20 protein-coding genes are annotated in these 16,784 nt (G+C 67.2%); 7 read left to right on the forward strand and 13 right to left on the reverse strand.

Annotation, left to right across the window (positions count from 1 at the left end; genetic code table 11):
• Positions 1–21: 21 nt before the first annotated feature.
• Both AB0O34_RS13135 and AB0O34_RS13140 read right to left on the reverse strand, forming a co-directional pair.
• Positions 22–282, reverse strand: coding sequence for an ABC-three component system middle component 6 (locus AB0O34_RS13135; RefSeq protein WP_363915561.1), 261 nt, complete (start codon positions 280–282; stop codon positions 22–24).
• Positions 279–755: an ABC-three component system protein gene (locus AB0O34_RS13140; protein ID WP_363915562.1), complete on the reverse strand. Its 477-nt coding sequence runs from the start codon at positions 753–755 to the stop codon at positions 279–281. Before AB0O34_RS13140 ends, AB0O34_RS13135 begins: the two co-directional genes overlap by 4 nt.
• A gap of 67 nt (positions 756–822) precedes the next feature.
• On the opposite strand from AB0O34_RS13140, the gene AB0O34_RS13145 reads away from it, so the two are divergent.
• From AB0O34_RS13145 to AB0O34_RS13155, 3 genes are all read left to right on the forward strand, one after another.
• Positions 823–1,944: a hypothetical protein gene (locus tag AB0O34_RS13145; protein ID WP_363915563.1), complete on the forward strand. Its 1,122-nt coding sequence runs from the start codon at positions 823–825 to the stop codon at positions 1,942–1,944.
• Between the two features lie 346 nt (positions 1,945–2,290).
• A complete protein-coding gene (locus tag AB0O34_RS13150; RefSeq protein ID WP_363915564.1) occupies positions 2,291–2,602 on the forward strand; it encodes an FAD-dependent monooxygenase in 312 nt (103 codons plus the stop codon).
• Positions 2,524–3,285: an FAD-dependent monooxygenase gene (locus AB0O34_RS13155; protein ID WP_363915565.1), complete on the forward strand. Its 762-nt coding sequence runs from the start codon at positions 2,524–2,526 to the stop codon at positions 3,283–3,285. The genes AB0O34_RS13150 and AB0O34_RS13155 overlap by 79 nt, the downstream gene beginning before the upstream one ends.
• 125 nt (positions 3,286–3,410) lie before the next feature.
• Here the strand turns inward: AB0O34_RS13155 and AB0O34_RS13160 are convergent, their stop codons facing one another.
• Complete coding sequence (locus tag AB0O34_RS13160; protein WP_363915566.1) at positions 3,411–3,833, reverse strand: tRNA(His) guanylyltransferase Thg1 family protein; 423 nt, start codon at positions 3,831–3,833, stop codon at positions 3,411–3,413.
• Positions 3,830–4,291 carry an ATP-binding protein gene (locus AB0O34_RS13165; RefSeq protein WP_363915567.1) on the reverse strand — a complete coding sequence of 154 codons (462 nt, stop codon included), beginning with the start codon at positions 4,289–4,291 and terminating at the stop codon, positions 3,830–3,832. Before AB0O34_RS13165 ends, AB0O34_RS13160 begins: the two co-directional genes overlap by 4 nt.
• A 222-nt stretch (positions 4,292–4,513) precedes the next feature.
• Here AB0O34_RS13165 and AB0O34_RS13170 point away from each other — a divergent pair, with 222 nt between their 5' ends.
• Positions 4,514–4,825, forward strand: coding sequence for a hypothetical protein (locus AB0O34_RS13170; RefSeq protein WP_363915617.1), 312 nt, complete (start codon positions 4,514–4,516; stop codon positions 4,823–4,825).
• On the opposite strand, the gene AB0O34_RS13175 is transcribed toward AB0O34_RS13170, so the two are convergent.
• The 8 genes from AB0O34_RS13175 to AB0O34_RS13210 form a co-directional block, all read right to left on the reverse strand.
• A complete protein-coding gene (locus AB0O34_RS13175) occupies positions 4,729–5,052 on the reverse strand; it encodes an MBL fold metallo-hydrolase (protein WP_363915568.1) in 324 nt (107 codons plus the stop codon). The two genes, AB0O34_RS13170 and AB0O34_RS13175, sit on opposite strands and share 97 nt — an antisense overlap.
• Positions 5,053–5,103: 51 nt before the next feature.
• Positions 5,104–5,547, reverse strand: a complete 444-nt coding sequence (locus AB0O34_RS13180; RefSeq protein WP_363915569.1) for a DUF6157 family protein — start codon at positions 5,545–5,547, stop codon at positions 5,104–5,106.
• Between the two features lie 177 nt (positions 5,548–5,724).
• Positions 5,725–6,378, reverse strand: coding sequence for an ATP/GTP-binding protein (locus tag AB0O34_RS13185; RefSeq protein WP_363915570.1), 654 nt, complete (start codon positions 6,376–6,378; stop codon positions 5,725–5,727).
• A complete protein-coding gene (locus AB0O34_RS13190) occupies positions 6,359–6,709 on the reverse strand; it encodes a DUF742 domain-containing protein (protein ID WP_363915571.1) in 351 nt (116 codons plus the stop codon). Before AB0O34_RS13190 ends, AB0O34_RS13185 begins: the two co-directional genes overlap by 20 nt.
• The gene (locus AB0O34_RS13195; RefSeq protein WP_363915572.1) at positions 6,706–7,131 is read right to left on the reverse strand and encodes a roadblock/LC7 domain-containing protein; all 426 of its coding nucleotides are present in this window, start codon (positions 7,129–7,131) and stop codon (positions 6,706–6,708) included. The genes AB0O34_RS13190 and AB0O34_RS13195 overlap by 4 nt, the downstream gene beginning before the upstream one ends.
• Positions 7,112–9,469 (reverse strand): nitrate- and nitrite sensing domain-containing protein, encoded by a 2,358-nt coding sequence (locus AB0O34_RS13200; protein ID WP_363915573.1) that lies wholly within the window; start codon positions 9,467–9,469, stop codon positions 7,112–7,114. The genes AB0O34_RS13195 and AB0O34_RS13200 overlap by 20 nt, the downstream gene beginning before the upstream one ends.
• 639 nt (positions 9,470–10,108) lie before the next feature.
• Positions 10,109–10,558: an ATP-binding protein gene (locus AB0O34_RS13205; RefSeq protein WP_363915574.1), complete on the reverse strand. Its 450-nt coding sequence runs from the start codon at positions 10,556–10,558 to the stop codon at positions 10,109–10,111.
• Positions 10,559–10,691: 133 nt separating this feature from the next.
• Positions 10,692–11,039: a hypothetical protein gene (locus tag AB0O34_RS13210; RefSeq protein WP_363915575.1), complete on the reverse strand. Its 348-nt coding sequence runs from the start codon at positions 11,037–11,039 to the stop codon at positions 10,692–10,694.
• Between the two features lie 181 nt (positions 11,040–11,220).
• On the opposite strand from AB0O34_RS13210, the gene AB0O34_RS13215 reads away from it, so the two are divergent.
• Together AB0O34_RS13215 and AB0O34_RS13220 are read left to right on the forward strand one after the other, a co-directional pair.
• Positions 11,221–12,525, forward strand: coding sequence for a helix-turn-helix transcriptional regulator (locus AB0O34_RS13215; RefSeq protein ID WP_363915576.1), 1,305 nt, complete (start codon positions 11,221–11,223; stop codon positions 12,523–12,525).
• Between the two features lie 763 nt (positions 12,526–13,288).
• Positions 13,289–15,118 carry a serine/threonine-protein kinase gene (locus tag AB0O34_RS13220; RefSeq protein ID WP_363915577.1) on the forward strand — a complete coding sequence of 610 codons (1,830 nt, stop codon included), beginning with the start codon at positions 13,289–13,291 and terminating at the stop codon, positions 15,116–15,118.
• Between the two features lie 37 nt (positions 15,119–15,155).
• Here the strand turns inward: AB0O34_RS13220 and AB0O34_RS13225 are convergent, their stop codons facing one another.
• Positions 15,156–15,317: a hypothetical protein gene (locus AB0O34_RS13225; RefSeq protein WP_363915578.1), complete on the reverse strand. Its 162-nt coding sequence runs from the start codon at positions 15,315–15,317 to the stop codon at positions 15,156–15,158.
• 645 nt (positions 15,318–15,962) lie between these two features.
• Between AB0O34_RS13225 and AB0O34_RS13230 the strand changes: the two genes are divergently transcribed.
• The gene (locus AB0O34_RS13230; protein ID WP_363915579.1) at positions 15,963–16,706 is read left to right on the forward strand and encodes a beta-phosphoglucomutase family hydrolase; all 744 of its coding nucleotides are present in this window, start codon (positions 15,963–15,965) and stop codon (positions 16,704–16,706) included.
• Positions 16,707–16,784: the final 78 nt, after the last annotated feature.

Below are 16,784 nucleotides of genomic sequence, written 5' to 3' on the forward strand. Positions count from 1 at the left end.
CTATGGTCATCAGAACTCAGGCTATGCAACATCGTCACGAGCCCGGAAGATCAGCAGGTCACGATCAAGCTCGATCAGACCCATGGCATACAGCAGGTCCAGTGCGAGGGCGAACCACCAGAACGTCAGAGGGGCACGATGATTGTTCTCGTCACGCCACGTCAGAAGGCGGCGCCAGGCCTGGGTTACGGTGACTGGTTGTCGCTCCGTAGCGATGACGATCTGAGCTCCCACAGCCAGCAGCGCACGCTGTGGAGCAACCCCCTTGGTCGGTACGATCACCTGGCTACTCCCATCTCGATCTCAGGAACCCAGTTCTCGGGTGGCACTTTGAAGATCTCACACTCGCCGAAGAAGTACATCAGGACAACGAGTGCGTTCAGTTCCATGGGGGACTGTTGCGAGGCATTGCCAAGGATATGCCTCTCAAGCTGCCACAGGATGGTGTCGGAGTCATCGCACGTTTGCGCGATCAGCTCGTAGTGTCCGCGGAAGCCCATCGCGACCTCGTCGCGTTCATTGGGGTCAAGTCGGCTCTTGTAGTAGTTCTCCACGTAATTGACATATGCCAGAGCGTGCTTCATGCGATAACGGACATCCGGGGAGAACCTGTTGTAGTCCATCTTCGTAAGTGGAGGCCTCGGGATGCTCGGAAGATCTTCGAGGGGGCGCCGGAATTCAGCTAGATGGTCGAGAAGAGGTATAAGTTCCTCTAGAATGACACTGTCGCGAAACATCACGATGGCTTCCGCCACCTCCTGAGCAGGAACCACCTGAAACCCGCTCGTATTCGCAATGATGGAACGATGGTCATCCCACGCGGTGCGATGGCCCGCACAAGGATTTGGCGGGGGCGGGCCCCGGAGTCGTCTGCCCTGGACCGTCATGACGGTTGAGGATGAGTGGGATCACTCGGCGAACGCGGCCGATGCCATCGCCCACGTGCTGAAACGGTGCGAAAAAGGCCGTTTTCCCTGGGCCCGTGCGTATGCGGACCGGCTTGCCGTCGACCAGCCGGGCGATCCTTTCCCTCTGCTGCTCCAGGCGTTGATCCATGCATACCAGGGTGATGCCGAGGCGTGCCGTACGGCCCTGACCGCCGCCGATGGCCTCGGTCCCGTCACCGTCCATGCCGACCTCCGCGCCACCATCGCCGACCTGCTGCTCCACCCTGGGACATCACCGATCCCCGAGGACACCGTCGCCGACGACGACCAGAAGTTCAGGGCCAAGGATGTCGCCGGCTGCCTGCTGGTGATCGTCGCCCTTGCGGCGTTGGCGGCTGCTCAGCACATCTGGAGTTGGCTGGTGGACGCCGGTGGCGACCAGGTCGCCTCGCTCCTTGGCATTCGTGGCCACCGTGTGGACGGCCATTCGACCCCAGGCCTGATCATCGTCGTCGCGATGGTGGGCCTGCTGTGGTGGGCGGTCAAGGCCGTGCGCGGTGGCCGCGGCGCGCGAGGCGACCGATCGCGTCGACGTGCTCGCGTCCGGAGCTTCGCGGCCGAGCTGGACGACGACAACATCCGCATGTACGCGTGCGCGGTGGCGATGTGCCTGCCCTTCTCACTGTTGTTCGCCCTGGTGCCAACCGCTGTGGCGGGGATGAATCCCACGGGCGGATGGCTCATCGCGGCTTGGACGGTCGGGGTTTCGTGCGCGGTCATCTGGCGGGTCTGCGGCATGGTCGGCGTCCGCACGGTGACCAGAGCCGTTCGGCTCAGCCGCCTGCTCGCCTGGCATGCGCTCGCGGCCTACGGCGTGATCGGAGCGTTCGCCGGGGCGCTGATCGCCGGCGTCCCCGAGGATCAGCTGGACGCGGCAGGTTTCTATTGGGTTCCGGCCGCTCTGCTCGCCACTCTCGCGACCGCCGGATACTCGATCAGCTTGCAGCGGCGGCTGAAGAAAGAGGGCCGTCTGAAGATCTGGCACGAGAGCGCGTAGCCACCCTCCGCTGGGTGGATGCACATATTCCCGGCGAGCTGTAAGAAGTGGTGCGATTCGCTCACTTCCCTGGTGATGGCGCACTTAGGGGAAGGGAGGGCGCATGAGCGAACCTGGTCCTCGGGACCGGTTCACCGGGCTGCGGGCCGTGGAGCGGCGAAGGTCGTCGGCTGCTCCACCGCCACGTTCTTCGTCCGGTTGCACCGGGCCCGGCGCAGGCGGCGGCATGAGGGTATCGGCGCTGTCCGTCGTACCGATGTGGAGGTGACTTATCCCCACAAAGCCTCGCAAAGTCGGACGGCCACTCAACAATGGATGTACCTGAAGGTCCTGTCTGGGGGAGTCTGTGAGCTTACGGGTGGCGGTCGTGGGTGGCGGTCTCGGGGGGCTGGCGGCGGCGCTGTATCTGCGCGCGGCCGGCGTCGATGCCGTCGTGTACGAGCAGGCGCGGGTGCTGCGTGAGGTGGGGGCCGGTGTGATGATGGCGCCCAACATGGTGAGGCTGATCACGCGGCTCGGCCTGGGGGACGCACTCTCGCGCGTCGCCGTCTCGCTGGAGGAGGCGTGGGAGTTCCGGCGGTGGGAGGACGGGCGGGTCATCTACTCGCAGCCGATGGGGGAGGAGCCGACGGCATCCACTCGGCCATCAGGCCGCTGATCGTCACCGAGGTGGTGCCCCGGTTCTCCGGCCTGAGCGCGTTCCGTGCCCTGATTCCGGTCGAGAAGGTACCTGAGCAGGCGCGTCGGCGCGTGCAGACGCTGTGGCTCGGCCCCGGAAGGCATGTCGTGCACTATCCCGTCTCCGGCGGGCGGCTGGTGAACGTCGTCGCCGTCGTGCCGGCCGGTGAATGGCGTCTGGAGTCGTGGACGGCGGATGGCGATCTGTCCGACTTCGCCCGCGAGTTCCAGACCTGGGACGCGACGTTGCGACAGCTGGTCGACGCCGCGCCGAGCACCAAGCGCTGGGCGCTCTACGACCGCAGCCCGCTGGAACGGTGGACGAGCGGTCGCGTCTCTTTGCTCGGCGACGCCGCGCACGCGATGCTGCCGTTCTTCGCCCAGGGAGCGGGCCAGGCCATCGAGGACGCCGCCGTGCTCGCCCGCTGCCTGCGGGACGCCGACCGCGGTTCGGTGCCGGGGGCCCTGCTGGCGTACGAGGCGACCCGCCGGCCTCGGGCGAGCGAGGTGCAGCTGATGAGCCGGGGCCGCGCTGAGTACAACCACATGCCCGACGGGAGCGGCCAACGCGAGCGCGATGCCGGGCTGCGCGACGGGGACATCCTCCGGCACAACGCCTGGCTGTATGGACATGACGTGGACGCTGAGCCGCTGCTGGCCTGAGGCGTACAACCCGGCTCTTATCGAAATCGTCCGGTGAGGTGAAAAGTGATCGAGGCGGAAAGCCGGCCGGCCCGAGGACACCGACTGGAGCCAGATGCTGTTACGACCTACTGACTCCGCTCGCCTCAGGCCCCATGGTCATGCTGAACCGCATCGTGGTTGATCGAGTTGCCGAGCCAGATGCGGCTGTCGAAGTGCACGGGTTCCCCGGCGGCGTGGGTGAAGGCCGCGGCGGCCACGGACGCGGACACCGACACCAGTTTTTCCACCTCGCGGCCGAACAGGTCGAAGGCCGGAGGCAGCACGACGGAGATCTCGTCGCTCTCGGTGTAGGCGTACCGTCCGCCGAGCTCCTCCAGCAGCCTCTGCGCGGTGTCCACCATCAGCGCCGAGAAGCGCGGGTCGAAGGGTTTGTCGAAACGCTGCTCGGTGTAGCGGGAGAAGCTGCGGCCGTCCACCCGGATGATCGCCCACGCGCCGGGCATCAGGGTCAGCGAGTGGAACCACTCCCTGGCTCGCATCCGGGCTTCCAGCTCGTTGCTGTTCACGTCTCTCCCTCTATCGTGAAACCTCCGTCCCCGCTGAAACCGACGACGAAGATTTCATCGAACCCGTCGGCCGGTCGTGGGCGGCGCAGGCGTTTGAGCGTGGCATAGATGCCGATCTCCGGCACCCGGGTTTTCTCGGCCCTTAGGGCGTTGCGTCGCAGCGAGCCGGCCAGGTCGGGTGGGAACCAGTAGCCGACCGCCCGCGCCCCGTGCGCCCTGGCGACGTCGATGAGCGGGCGCCACTCCTCGGCCGAGGGGTTGGTGTTGTCGGCCGCGACGTCCCGGCCCTCGCTCAACGCCTCCCGGACCATTCGGAGCTGGCGTCGCTGCCGCTTCCGGGCGTTGGGGAAGTTGTCCTTGCTCACGTGGACATGCGTCGCCGCCAGCACCTGCCGGTAGAAGGTGGTCTTGCCGGATCCCTGCAGCCCGACGAGGATCGCCACCTCCAGCCCACTCACCCCACAATTCCACCAGAGCCCAGGACCACAAGCCGCTTGGGGCAGCAACCTCGATATCAGGCGGCCGTCCGTAGTCGGCGTGGATCTGTACGCGGTGAAAGGCGGTTGCAAGGCGCTCGACGTAGCGTCGCGTCCGTGATCTCAAGGAAACGTTTGATCGTATTGGGTACGGCGCTGCTAATCCTTTCCGGTTGCGGGGGTGCGGGCGGTAGCACGCCGACGGTGGACATCTCGACCGGGAACGGTCAGACCGCGGCGGCGCCGGCCGAGGCTTCCTGCGGTGAGACCGCCGACAAGGTAAAGCAGCGTGTGCGGCGGCCCGAGATCCGGTCGGTCGCCGTGGAGGGGCAGTGCACCTCGGTGTCGATCAAGACGGCCCTCGATGACGGGGAATCCGGCAAAGCCAAACAGATATGCGACGCCGCGGCGGAAGTGGCCTACTCCGAAGACACCAACGCCATCCGCGTGCTGGGCAGGTCAGGAAAGGAACTGTCCGTCGGAATCGCGAATGCCCCCTGCCTGGCGCAGCCGTAAATCCCGTGCGCTCGTGACCTGACAGCGCGACACTGGTCGGGGTGGCCATGGCTGACCAGCACGACGTCCAGGCCTGCGGCGGGTACGAGCTCCAGCAACCTGGGAAGCGTGGCGTACCCGGGGTCGACCAGGAGCCGGAAGCCCTCGTGTTCGATCAGGTAGCCGCTGCACGCCTGCCCCGCGGCCGGCCAGGCACCGCAACCACCGAGCACGGTGAGGGTGATCATGGAACCATCATCCCTCGGAAGGTGAAGGCCGATCCGGCGGGGTGGGGACCGTTATCGAGGCGGGCGGTTCGGGGTGGCGGACGTTCGGCTGGAGCGCATGGCCTTGAGTACCTTCATGCTGCCGTCGGTCAGCAGGTCCTGGTACTCCTTGGAGTCCATCGGGCAGAGCGCAACCCTGCCCTCGGTGTCGAAGACCAGGCCCCAGCCGTACTTCTTGGGCAATGGTGAGGCACGCAGGCAGGCCTGTGATTTGGAGAAGAACTCGTCGCGCAGCCGGGCGACCTCTTGCTCCGAGGCGTCCGGCAGGTCCTGGCGCCTGAACCAGGACTCGAACAGCACATCTTCCTGCGTGTAGACGTACGGGCTGCCAGCCAGCATCTCGTACTGCACCGCGGCGATGGTCTTGCCCGCGCCGCGATCCGGGGGGACCACGCTCTCGGTGACCGGGGAGTCGTCGGCCACCGCTACGAGGGTCTGGTAGTAATTCAGGTTCACTGAGACGGCTCCTGGCCAAAGGCCGTTCGATTTTTGTGCCGGTGTGTTCGGATTGGGGCTCTACCAGCAATGGGACGTTTGCCAGCGGTAAAATGGTATTCGGGTCGTTGGACTCTCACGTGCGACGGCCCGGAAGGGGCGGCCCCGGCGTGAACACACCGGGGCCGTTTTCGCTGCTCAGCCGGCCGAGCCCGGCACGGGTGACGCGGTGGTCCGCACGGCGCTCCCGTCAGGCACGGCGGGGTCCTTGAAGGCGCCTCCCACCGCGTAGGTGACCAGCGTGGTCAGCACGTCTTTGACCGACTCGCGGTTACGCACGTCGCAGAGCATGATCGGTGCCACCCCGTCCAGCCCCAGCGCCCGCCGTACCTTGGCGGGGTCGTGGCGCCGGGCCCCGTCGAAGCAGTTGACCGCGACCACGAACGGCAGCCCGCGCTGCTCGAAGTAGTCCACGGCCGGGAAGCTGTCCTCCAGGCGGCGGGTGTCGGCGAGCACGACGGCACCGAGCGCGCCGAGGGCCAGCTCATCCCACATGAACCAGAACCGGTCCTGGCCCGGGGTGCCGAACAGGTAGAGCCACAGTCCTTCGCGGATGGTGATGCGGCCGAAGTCCAGCGCGACGGTAGTGGTGATCTTGGATTCCACGCCCGAGGTGTCGTCCACGCCGACACCTCGTTCGCTGAGCAGCTCCTCGGTGTGCAGCGGCCGGATCTCGCTGATCGTACCCACCATGGTCGTCTTGCCGACTCCGAAGCCGCCGGCGATGAGGATCTTGATGGCCATCGCCGGGGCGACCTCGGTCACTCCCGGCTCAGAGGCCGCGTAGTCCATGCAGCACTTCCCTGTAGATGCGTTCGTCGATCGCCTGCGCCGCAGGCTGTGGTCTGTCGATGGTCACAAGGCCCTCACGCCGCAGGTCGCCGAGGATCACGCGGGTGATGTTGAGCGGCAGCTTCAGCCGCGCCGCGACGTCCGCCACCGGGGTGGGCCTGTGGCACACCGACAGCACAGCGAGATACTCCGGGCTCAGGTCCGCCGGCTCGAAGGACATGCTGACTGTCGTGACGATGGCCACCAGGTCGAAGGTTTCGCCCAGTGGGCGCGCACGGCCGCCGGTCAGCCCGAAAAGCCTGATCAGCGGCCCGGGATCGTCTCCCGTCACGACCTCGCGCCGTTCCAGGCGGGCGCCGGAGCCGCCCCCCTCGGTTGGGCGGACAAGTGTTCGCCGACGCGCTTGACCAGGAGCGCCATCTCGTAGGTGACCATGCCGAGCTCGGCGTCGCCCGCGGCCAGCACAGCCAGCCGGGCGCCCTGCCCGGCAGCGGTGACGAACAGGAAGCCGTCCTCCATCTCCATGATGGTCTGCCGCACGCCGCCGAGGCCGAAGTGCCGTCCCGCGCCCAGCGCGAGGCTGTGGCTGCCGGCGGAGATGGCGGACAGGTGCTCGGCGTCCTCCCGGGTCAGCTCCCGGGAGCCGCCCATGGCCAGTCCGTCGGCGGAAAGCACGATGGCGTGCCGGATGCCGGGGACGCGATGGGTCAGGTCGTCGAGCAGCCAGCTCAGTTCAGGTCTTGGGTCGGGCATCGGGATGGCCCTCCTTTCGGTTCCACATTTCTTGGGCCTGTTCGGCCTGGCCTCGGCCCTGCTGCCAGCCTCGCTGCATGGACGACATGAGCTCCAGAAGCTCCTCGGGGGATCGCACGGAGACGTCGTGCTGCTCCGGGGAACGCGTCTGGCGAAGCTGCGGCGCCAGGTTGGCCTGCCGTACCCGCATCGGCAATCCGTCCAGGTCGTCATCGTCATCGCCTGGCACGGACACGGCCCGCCGTACGGGGGCCGGGTTGTTCCGCTGCTCGCTCAGGAACCATCCCGACGGGGACTGCGGGACGTCGACCAGTTGGTCCTGCGTGCCGGAGAGCGCCCTCGGCCGTGCCTCCGGTGCCGTGCCCAGCGCCCGTACGGGCCTGTCGGGACGGGCGGGCCCGGACTGACCCACCCAGCGCGGCGCGTCATCGACGACCGGCACCTCCGAGGTGGCGAGCAGGCTCGACGGCAACAGCACGATCGCGGTGGTGCCGTCGTAGGGCGAGCGCCGCAGCACGATCTTGATACCGTGCCGGGCCGCGAGCCTGGCCACGACGAACAGGCCGAGCCGGTCGGTGTCGACCAGATCGAACTCCGGCGGGTCGGCGAGCTTGGCGTTGAGCTCGTCGAGGGTGTCCTGGCTCAGTCCCAGACCCCGGTCCTCGACCTCCAGAGCGAAGCCGTTGGCCGCCGTCATGCTCCGGATGTGGACCGCGGTGTCGGGCGGCGAGAAGACGGTGGCGTTCTCCACCAGCTCGGCGATCAGGTGGATCACGTCGGCGACCGCGGCACCCACCAGCAGCGGGGCCTGCGGCATGGGGGGCACGGTGACGCGGGTGTAGTCCTCGACCTCCAGCACGGCGCTGCGCACCACATCGAAGATCGGCACCGGATCGCTCCATCTGCGGGCGGGGGCCGAGTCGGACAGGATGATCAGGTTCTCCGCGTGCCGCCGCATGCGGGTGGTCAGGTGGTCGAGCTTGAAGAGATCCTCCAGGATCTCCGGTTCCTCGACGCGGCGCTCCATCGTGTCGAGGAGCGTGAGCTGGCGGTGGAGCAGTGCCTGGTTGCGCCAGGCGAGGTTGAGGAAGACCTGGGAGACACCTTTGCGGAGCGTCGCCTGGCCGACCGCGGCCTCCACCGCGGTGCGCTGCACGGCGGAGAACGCGTGCACGACCCGGTCGACCTCGGCGGTGCCGGCGGTGCCGGCGCTGGCGAGGCCGGGGGCCTCGGTCGCGGGGTCGACGTCATCGCCCCTGCGCAGCCGCTCGACCAGCCGCGGCAGCCGCTCCTCGGCCAGCTCCACGGCCGACACCTGAAGCCGCCCCAGCTCGGTGATCATGGAACGGCCGAACCGGTAGGACAGCACGACCGACACGATGACCGCGAGCAGGCCGAGGCCCAGGACCAGTCCGATCCGCCAGTACGCGGCCGTCTTGAGCTGCTGTGCCTCGGTCGCGGCGCGGACCAGCTCGTACTGGGTATCCCGGTTGATCTTGCCGATGAGGGCCCCGGCGTCGCTCTTCCACACGGAGGGTTGCACCGGAGGCGCACCGCTGGTGTCCCACACGAACAGCGCGTCCTCCACCGCCAGCAGCCGCTCGTAGGGGGCGCTCTTCACGAGCTCCTCGTAGTGCGTTCGCAGTTCGGGGCCCACGTCCCGTCCGGCGTTGGCGAGGACCAGCCTCCGGTTGCTCATCCCGGCGACGAACGCGGCGCGATCGGTGGGGGTCATCAGGCGGTGCACGATCGTGCTGGTGAGGACGGCGTGTTCCCTGCCCAGGTACTCCGCGGTGGCGCTGTAGGCGAACCTGCCGCGGACCGCTCGGTAGGAGGACACGTCGCTCAGCGCGTCCGCGTCGCTGAACTGCCGGTTGACGGCGGCGATCAGATCGTTGTACGCGTCGAGGATCTTGAGCGGCGGGGACAGCCTGCCGCCGTCGGCGGAGGCGCGAAGCCCCTCCAGCCCGTCAAGTGCCGTCACCAGGGCACGTACCTCGGCGGGGGCGTCGGCGGTCCCGCCCTGGAGGTCGATGGACCCGATCACCTGGCGCAGCCGCCGCACCTGGGCGTCGGTGACCTTCCGCTGCTCCGCCAGGGGCTTGTCGGCACCGGTGCCGGCGACCGCCTCGGCGGAGAGCTGGCGCTCCTGCTGGAGCTCGATGATCAGCTGCAGTACCGGCGACCCGATGGCCTCCCAGCGATTCTGGGTCCGGGAGATGGTCGCGATCTCATCGACGCTGGAGTAGGCGATGAACCCCCACAGGGCGATCATGGAGACCAGCGGAATCAGGAGGATCCTGAGAAGCTTCGAGCGGATCGGTGGGGGCGAGCTCATCCATCATGTCCAATTCCGCGCGTGCTGGGCGCCGTAGGCAGCAGCGGTCCGTGGTCCGCCCCGAAGGACTCACGACCCGGCTGTTACGCCGGTGATTTTTGGACAACTATGCCCATTGGGGCAGAAGTGCTTCAAGACACCAATGCGAAGATTGAGTATCGATGTTCGACGGATATGGCGCGGCGTTCACCGTTCGTGACGGGGACTGGATGAGCGTCACCCACGGTGACCATCCGGACGCGACCGACCGGACGGCCTCGCGGCCGAAGCCACCACCGTCGTCCCCAAGCCCTCGGAACCGCAGGCCCACCGGAAGCCGAGCGGTAATCCAGTTGGGCCCGTCAGCGGGTCACGCTAGTGATCGACTCCATTCGTATGCGCCGCGCCAGAGGCGGCGCGACTGCCTGGCCTGCCCGCCGTCGGCGATGCGGGTCTTGCTCGACGAGGCGACCGCGGTGCTGCCGCGCCTCATCGAACGGTACGACGACGACCAGCCCGACCTCCTGCTCTATGACATCGGCGGGCTGCCCGCACCCCTGCTGGCCGCCCGGTACGGCATCCCGGCCGTGCAACTCTCTCCCACGTACGTCGCCTGGGACGGCTATGAGGACGACCTGGCCGAGATGCTCCACGCCCTATTCATGGGATCGGGTCGGTGTAGACGTCACACAGCAGGCTCTCGCTCGCCCAGTCCAGGTCGCGTGGGGAGAGGACGAACCATACGACGCAGCGGGGGCGCTCCTCGGTGAAACCCCAACTGGAAGCCAGTGCGCGGATCAGGCGGATCCCTCGGCCCGAGGCGGCGAGGTCGTCGCCCGGGTGAGGGGGGATGCTCGGGATGGTCGGCGCGCCCTCGTCGGCGACCTCGACCCGCACGTCGCCGTTCTCCTCGATCGCCACGGTGACCCCGACCACGGCCGAACCGGTGTGCGCCACGGAGTTCGTCGCCGCCTCCGACAGCAGCCAGACCGCGTGGTCGCAGCAGGTATGCCCGTCCAAGATCTTGCTCAGCCAGCGCCGGGCCTCACCCACGGACGCCTCCGTGGCGGGGAAGGCAGCGGTCTCCGTTCGCAGGGCAGGGGTGCTCATCGAGTGCGGTCGTCCTTCGTTCTGGGGGTCAGGTTCACGGCGTACGGCAGGCCGAATCCGCGCGCGGCGGTACTGCGCGTCACGGCTGGGTGATGTTGGGGCGATGCTCAGGCAACCGCAGGACGGTGTCGGCTCAGGCGGCCGCCGCGGCCGCCGCGGCCGCCGCGACCGGCCAGACGGCGATCATCATGTCCTGTTCGGCCTGGCGCATCTGCTCGAGGAGATCCTGGGTGGTGCGGGCCTCCACGACCAGTGGCTCAGAGGTCGGGATGAGGGCCAGAGCGTAGAAACGGCGGCTCCACGGCCCGTACAGGATCGTCCATGCCGGCTCCAGCCGGTCGAGCAGCACGGCGGCGGCGCGGTCGCCCGGGTCGGGTTCGCCACGTTCGACCTCGACGTACGGCTGTCCGACGGTGTGCCGGCCGATCCGCTTGGCACGACGGCACCCCAACAGACGCCACAGGCGTTTAAGCTGCACCACAGGTCAGGACCACTCTTCCTGATCGAGGGACCCGCACGGCGCTGTAATCGCCTGCGGGTCCCGCCATTTCGGGTCGCTACCAGCTGTAGCAGTGTCATCATGGACAGTGATCGACGGTGGTGGAAGGGCAACGGCGTGGTCAGGCGTGGCCACGCCGGAGACCACGATCACAAGGGGTGACATGACCGCAGACCCGATCGATCCGCACGCCTCCCCCTGGCACCTGTTCGGCGCGGTCCTGCGCCACTGCCGCGAAAGCAAACCAAGCCTCGGGCTACGCCGGGCGGCCTCGGAGCTGTACGTCGACTTTTCCAACCTAGCCAAATGGGAACGCGGCGAGCGCACTCCGCCGCCCGAGATGATCCCCCGCCTGGATCAGGTGTACGGCGCGCACGGCATCCTGACTGCGCTGTACGAAACGCTCACGCGGCCGAACGCTGCCGCCGAGTCGGTTCGGCTGCGCGCGGGTACATGTTGGGAAAACCTTGCATATCGCAACGGAGACGACGAAATGGAACGTCGCGCCGCCCTGCACCTCCTCGCCGGACTCGGAACCCTCGGCATCTCCGGTGAACCCCTCCGGCAACTCCTCGATCTGTCCCTCGGCCATCTCCACCGAGAGGTCGAAGACTGGGAGCTGGCCTGCGCCGACCACCTTCACGCCCTACGCACCCGCCCTCCAGCCCAGGTCGCCGCCGACCTCCTCATCGACCTGATGTCACTACGGCGGCAGCTCGACACCGCCACCCCAGCCGACGCGACCGAACTGCATCGCATCATGGCGGCACTCTCTTCTATTCACGCCAACGCGCTGACCCGCCTGGGCGATCACGGAGCAGCCATCCGCTGGTCGTACACCGCACGCCAAGCGGCCGATGCCTCCGGCGACCTGGCGTTGCAGCTGATGGTCCGGGGCCAGGAGGCGGCACAGGGCCTGTACGGCCAGCGCGACCCGCAGACCGTCCTGCGCCTGGTGCGCCACGCCCAGCGGCTCGCAGGGAAACCGACCGTGGATCTGCTGACCACCGAAGTCAAGGCCCTGTCGATGCTCGACAGGCATGACGAGGCGTTCAAGACGCTGACCATGCTGCACGTGACCGCAGAGAAGGGCGTCACCGCAGACCAGTACGGCTTCTGGAAACCAGATCAGATTCATTTCGCCGAAAGCTGGGCATACGCCGCTGCAGGCGTGGAGGCGGCGGCCGACACCGCCCGGTATAACGTGCTCAAGTTGACCCCTGACTATCAGTACCGCACCAATGTTCAACTCCACGGGGCCCTCTGCATGGTCGTCCAGGGCGGCGTCGACGAGGGCCTACGCCAGGCGGCGACGACCATCGAGGCACTCACGCCGACCTACCGCAGCCGTCACATCATCGAAACCGGCCAAATGGTCCTCCGCGCCGTACCGCACGAGCAGCAGGATCGACCCTCCATTGCGGAGTTCCGCAAGGTCCTGGCCATCGAACCCACCCGAGAGGCCTGACGACGGCCGATCCACCAGCGCAACCAATGTGCGGTCACCCACAGGGGGACACCGCCGCTCCGGGACGTTCCCCTGTCACCTGTGGAGTTTGAACAGCAACACCACCAAGCCGCTAAGCTCACGCACGCGGCATAACCCCCCGTGTCCACGTTCCGGGGGTCACCTCACACAGTTCCTACCCCCGACTTTCGGTCAGAGCAGAAGGCCGATTTTGTTCGCCAGATCTCGGGCACGGGGTTGGAGATGGGCAGGCCCTGCCTCCGAGAGCTCCAGTGTCATACGTCGGGCGTACCCGTTGTATTTGATCGTTTCGGGCGCGGCACCATGGGCGAGGACCAGAGTTTCGAGAACGGCTTCATCGTTCCGCTGCAGAAGGCGAGCCCGCGCGATCTCGATCAGGTGCCGTCCCCGGCGCGGACGCGAAGGGATCGACGCCTTCAGCGCGCGTTCGGCCTGTGCCGCCGAAACTCATGGGCGTGCCACCGTCATTCATAGGCCCAGACGTTTCCTGGAGCATCGACAACTTCAGGCTAAGGCGCGGCGCTTTCCTCGTGCCAGGACAGGATCGGCGAGCATTGCGGTCCGCGCCCGAAGTTGGAGCTCCTACCCCTGGCTCTCACACCCGAATCGGGACTGCAACGAGCCTGTGACCTGCGATCTCAGGTTGGAATCAGTTTTTTTGAGCGAGGTGGGATAAAACCATCTCTGAACTCCTCGCGCGATTAGTTGACCATCGCCGCACTTTCTCCCCGAACGGAGTCAGGTGACCCAGCAAGTGACGGCGACCGCCGCTCTCCTCCCGCTTACCAGGCAGGACCCGCCGAGGATCGGTCCTTATCAGCTCGTCGGCCGTCTCGGAGCCGGCGGCATGGGTGTCGTCTACGCGGGTATCGATGCCCGTGGTGTACGCGTAGCAGTAAAGGTGGTTCATGCCTCATACGCCAGTGACCCGGAGTTCCGGGCACGGTTCGCTCGGGAGATCTCCGTCCTCTGCCGCGTGAAGGGCGTCTGCACCGCGCGGATTCTCGACTCTGACGGGAGCGCTGCTCGGCCGTGGTTGTCTGCCGAGTACGTGTCAGGGCCAACGCTTGAGGCCCAGGTCAGAGCTCACGGGGCACTTCAGGGGGACGAGTTGTTCGGGCTCGCCGCCGGGCTCGCCGAAGCGCTGGTGGCTGTGCACGGGGCGAGTGTCGTGCATCGCGATATCAAGCCATCGAACGTCATTCTCTCGCCGAACGGTCCTAAGCTTGTCGACTTCGGGATCGCCCGCGCACTCGATGCGAGTGTGATGACACGCAGCGGCACTCTCATCGGTTCGCCAGGGTGGGTGAGTCCCGAGGAGTACGGCGACGCGCCAGCCGGACCACCCGCCGATGTGTACGGCTGGGCGATGCTCGTCGTCTACGCGGCTGCAGGCGCTCCGCCCTACGGGACCGGACGCCCGGAAGTCTTGGCACTCAAGGTGCTGAACGAACATGTCGACACCTCCATGGTCCCCGACGTCCTACGCGGCCTGGTTGATAAAGCCCTGGCCAAGTCCCCTGAGACACGCCCGACCTCGCACGAGTTGCTGGCTACGGTCGCCGAGGCCTGGCGGACGTACCAAGGAACCCAGGTGATCGAAGACGCTGGGGCAGCTGACGATGTCACTGCGCTGTTGAACCGAACGTGGATCCTCCCTGCCGGGGAGTTGCGCTGGCCTGACGTATCGGCTGCTGTATCAACTGCCCCCAAGGGCCGCCGAAGACTTGTGCTCGTCGGCAAGGCGGCTGTGATTGCCGTTGGGCTCGGGGCGGTCGTCGCCCTGAAGGTGCTATCGGTCGATGCGGATCAGGACAGGAAGCGGACTAGCGTCGTTACCGTTCAGGACAGTCGCCCGAGTTCCGCGAGCACGAGTCCTAGGTCGCCGTCCATCGCTGCGACCCCGGTGAAGGCTGAGCCCTCACCGGCTCGGCCAGCCCCACCACCCGGTACCACCGCAGAGTTGGCCGCCGCGATTGAGTTGGCGCTGGAGACCACCCCGGCCGGGACGTTCAGCTTCGCTGGGGGGTTCACCCAGAGTAGTGCGGGGGGCAGAGCAAGTGGCCGGTTCGTGAACCACATGGATGAAGACGATCTCGATGTGAAGCTCGAGTCCGAAGAGGGAGTCGGCCGTCGTTATGTGGTCGTGGCTAACACGATCTACCCCAAGCGGCGGGGCGCGAAGGGATCCCCCATCGAAGAGATGGCTTCGGCGAACCCTGACTGGTACGGCCTCATGATTGCGGGAACGGCCGGTCCATCGGTCATCCGGGAGGTCGTCGCCAACTCCACGCGCTTCAAGCGCAAAGGACGTAGTTACTACGGGATTCTTCCGATCGAAAAGACCAACGGCCTGCTTCGTGGGCTGCTCAGTTCGTGGATGGGCGGCGACATCGCCGAAACAAGCTCCGACTCGTACATCACCTTCAAGCTCGCCATCGACGGTGAGGATCGGCCAAAGAAGTTCGAGATCGCATGGTGCGTGCCTGTGCCCGGTGTGGAGATCTATAGATCCGTCTTCGCAACGACCTACAGCGACTGGAAATCGAGCGGCAAGATCAAAAAGCCGTAGCGTTCCACTCCCGTCTGCTATCGAGGGCTCGGGCCGCTCACACCATCGCCCCACTACAGATGGCCGCCGTCACGGGAGTCCCGTTGGTGCCGCGCTGCCACGGGCTGTGCGGGTCGGCGAAGTAGTCCACCGGGCTGGTGTCAATGAGCGGCCGGGCGTGCTGAGCGCACGACCCGGCGAGGTTGATCGGGTTCGGCATCGTGCACTACAGGATCCAGAAGCGTCGGCCGCGGAGCTGCCCGCGATCGCGAGGCAGGTCTCCACGGTGTCGAGATCGCCTCGAACGTGCTGGGGCGCGTCGATCGGCGACGAGCGGTTCCTGCCGTTCTTCGCCGAGGCCGAAACGGATGAACCTGCCGATCTTCGTGCACGCCATGCCCGCCGCGATCGACCGCCTGCCCGTGTCGGCGATTGGCACCTACGTCCTGGGCCTGGAGGGTGCGCTGGCCACGCCGTCGATGGTGACCGGAGGCACCACGGCGAAATGCCCCGACCTGCGAATCTCGTTCAGTCACGCGGCGGGCGGCTTCCCGCTCATGCTGCCGCGCCCAGTACTTCTGGAGCGGGACGTGGAACGAGGAACCCCCGTGCCGCAGCGGGCACTCGCGCACGACGACGGCCCGTCCCCCATGGAATACGCCCGCCGCTTTTACTACGACTCAATGGTGTTCGACCGGCGCGCCCTGCGTTACCTGGTCGACGTGCTCGGCCACGACCGGTTGCTCGTCGGTTCCCACTTCCCGGTGGGGGTCGCGGCCTGCTGGGCCATCCACCACAGTGGCTCGCCGAGATGGCGAAGCCGCAGGTGGGTACGTAGGGGAGGAGATCACGGTCGGGGGGGCCGATGCTCGGGTTGCCTGATGGGGTGCGGGGGTGTCTGTTCGACATGGACGGTGTGCTCACGCGCACCGCGACGGTGCACGCCGCCGCGTGGAAGTCGACGTTCGACGAGTTCCTGCGGGGGAGGGCCGAGCGTACGAGAGAACCGTTCGTGCCGTTCGACGCGACGACCGACTATGACCGGTACGTGGACGGGAAAGAGCGCTCGGACGGGACGAAGAGCTTTCTGGCCTCGCGCGGGATCACCCTGCCCGAGGGGTCGCCGGACGATCAGGCTGACGCGCTGACCGTGTACGGGCTGGGCAACCGGAAGAACGCGCTCGTACAAGCGATCATGGACAGGGACGGTGTCGAGGTCTACCCGGGTTCCGTGCGGTACGTGAAGGCCGTACGGGACGCGGGGTTGCGCAGAGCGGTCGTGTCATCGAGCGCCAACACGGCGAAGGTGCTGGCCGTCGCCGGCATCGCCGACCTGTTCGAGGCGCGGATCGACGGGGTGGTGGCCCGCGAGCGGCATCTCGCGGGCAAGCCCGCACCGGACATGTATCTCGCGGGCGCGGAGGCGCTCGGGCTCAAGCCCTCGGAGGCGGCGGTGTTCGAGGACGCGCTGGCGGGTGTGGAGGCCGGCCGTGCGGGCAAGTTCGCCTTCGTCGTCGGCGTCGACCGGGTGGGGCAGGCGGACGCGCTGCGCGAGCACGGCGCGGACATCGTGGTCACCGACCTCGCCGAGCTGCTGGAACGCCGGTGACGCGACGGTCTCGTCCGGCGGGCGGGGGCACGATGGTCGCGCGAGGATGGCGGGACGTGATGGATTCGGCGGTCGTGG

Origin of the sequence: Sphaerisporangium sp. NPDC088356, assembly GCF_040685555.1 — a bacterium.
Lineage (GTDB): Bacteria > Actinomycetota > Actinomycetes > Streptosporangiales > Streptosporangiaceae > Sphaerisporangium.

Bases quoted from the DNA above. Each gene is read 5' to 3' on its own strand.
- AB0O34_RS13175 (WP_363915568.1), bottom strand. From the start codon at position 5,052: ATGATCACCCTCACCGTGCTCGGTGGTTGCGGTGCCTGGCCGGCCGCG.
- AB0O34_RS13205 (WP_363915574.1), bottom strand. From the start codon at position 10,558: ATGAGCACCCCTGCCCTGCGAACGGAGACCGCTGCCTTCCCCGCCACG.
- AB0O34_RS13195 (WP_363915572.1), bottom strand. From the start codon at position 7,131: ATGCCCGACCCAAGACCTGAACTGAGCTGGCTGCTCGACGACCTGACC.
- AB0O34_RS13225 (WP_363915578.1), bottom strand. From the start codon at position 15,317: ATGCCGAACCCGATCAACCTCGCCGGGTCGTGCGCTCAGCACGCCCGG.
- AB0O34_RS13230 (WP_363915579.1), top strand. From the start codon at position 15,963: ATGCTCGGGTTGCCTGATGGGGTGCGGGGGTGTCTGTTCGACATGGAC.
- AB0O34_RS13200 (WP_363915573.1), bottom strand. From the start codon at position 9,469: ATGAGCTCGCCCCCACCGATCCGCTCGAAGCTTCTCAGGATCCTCCTG.
- AB0O34_RS13215 (WP_363915576.1), top strand. From the start codon at position 11,221: ATGACCGCAGACCCGATCGATCCGCACGCCTCCCCCTGGCACCTGTTC.
- AB0O34_RS13185 (WP_363915570.1), bottom strand. From the start codon at position 6,378: ATGGACTACGCGGCCTCTGAGCCGGGAGTGACCGAGGTCGCCCCGGCG.